The sequence below is a fragment of the Lysinibacillus sp. NPDC095746 genome, from assembly GCF_044763535.1.
GTDB lineage: Bacteria > Bacillota > Bacilli > Bacillales_A > Planococcaceae > Lysinibacillus.
The window spans coordinates 1-1558 of record NZ_JBIWGL010000063.1 but is presented as its reverse complement, the minus strand read 5'-3'; the positions used below and the strand labels follow the sequence as shown (position 1 = coordinate 1558).

At 51.5% G+C, this 1558-nt stretch carries 1 rRNA gene (cut by a window edge); it reads right to left on the bottom strand.

Annotated elements, in window-relative coordinates:
- Window positions 1-1558, bottom strand: a 23S ribosomal RNA gene (locus ACIQ7N_RS23510) (it extends 1469 nt beyond the left edge of the window).

Below are 1558 nucleotides of genomic sequence, written 5' to 3'. Positions count from 1 at the left end.
ATAGTGTGCGGATTTGCCTACACACACGCCTTACTGCTTGGACGCGCATATCCAACAGCGCGCTTACCCTATCCTACTGCGTCCCCCCATTTCTCAAACGGTGAGGAGGTGGTACAGGAATATCAACCTGTTGTCCATCGCCTACGCCTATCGGCCTCGGCTTAGGTCCCGACTAACCCTGAGCGGACGAGCCTTCCTCAGGAAACCTTAGTCATACGGTGGACGGGATTCTCACCCGTCTTTCGCTACTCATACCGGCATTCTCACTTCTAAGCGCTCCACCAGTCCTTCCGGTCTGACTTCAACGCACTTAGAACGCTCTCCTACCACTGACATCGTAGATGTCAATCCACAGCTTCGGTGAATCGTTTAGCCCCGATACATTTTCGGCGCAGCGTCACTCGACCAGTGAGCTATTACGCACTCTTTAAATGATGGCTGCTTCTAAGCCAACATCCTGGTTGTCTGTGCAACGCCACATCCTTTTCCACTTAACGATTACTTTGGGACCTTAGCTGGTGGTCTGGGCTGTTTCCCTTTTGACTACGGATCTTATCACTCGCAGTCTGACTCCCGTGTATAAATATCTGGCATTCGGAGTTTGTCTGAATTCGGTAAACCGGGATGGCCCCCTAGTCCAAACAGTGCTCTACCTCCAGTATTCTCATCACGAGGCTAGCCCTAAAGCTATTTCGGAGAGAACCAGCTATCTCCAAGTTCGATTGGAATTTCTCCGCTACCCACACCTCATCCCCGCACTTTTCAACGTGCGTGGGTTCGGGCCTCCAGTAAGTGTTACCTCACCTTCACCCTGGACATGGGTAGATCACCTGGTTTCGGGTCTACGACCACGTACTATTTCGCCCTATTCAGACTCGCTTTCGCTGCGGCTCCGCCTTCTAAAGCTTAACCTCGCACGTAATCGTAACTCGCCGGTTCATTCTACAAAAGGCACGCTATCACCCATTAACGGGCTCTAACTACTTGTAGGCACACGGTTTCAGGATCTCTTTCACTCCCCTCCCGGGGTGCTTTTCACCTTTCCCTCACGGTACTGGTTCACTATCGGTCACTAGGTAGTATTTAGCCTTGGGAGATGGTCCTCCCGGATTCCGACGGAATTTCACGTGTTCCGCCGTACTCAGGATCCACTCTGGAGAGAACGAACTTTCGACTACAGGGCTTTTACCTGCTCTGGCGGACCTTTCCAAGTCGCTTCATCTAACTCGCTCTTTTGTAACTCCGTATAGAGTGTCCTACAACCCCAAGAGGCAAGCCTCTTGGTTTGGGCTCTTCCCGTTTCGCTCGCCGCTACTCAGGGAATCGATTTTTCTTTCTCTTCCTCCAGGTACTTAGATGTTTCAGTTCCCTGGGTCTGCCTTCAAGACGCTATGTATTCACGTCAAGATACTACGCGATTAAACGTAGTGGGTTCCCCCATTCGGAAATCTCCGGATCAAAGCTCACTTACAGCTCCCCGAAGCATATCGGTGTTAGTGCCGTCCTTCATCGGCTCCTAGTGCCAAGGCATTCGCCGTGCGCCCTTAATAACTTAACC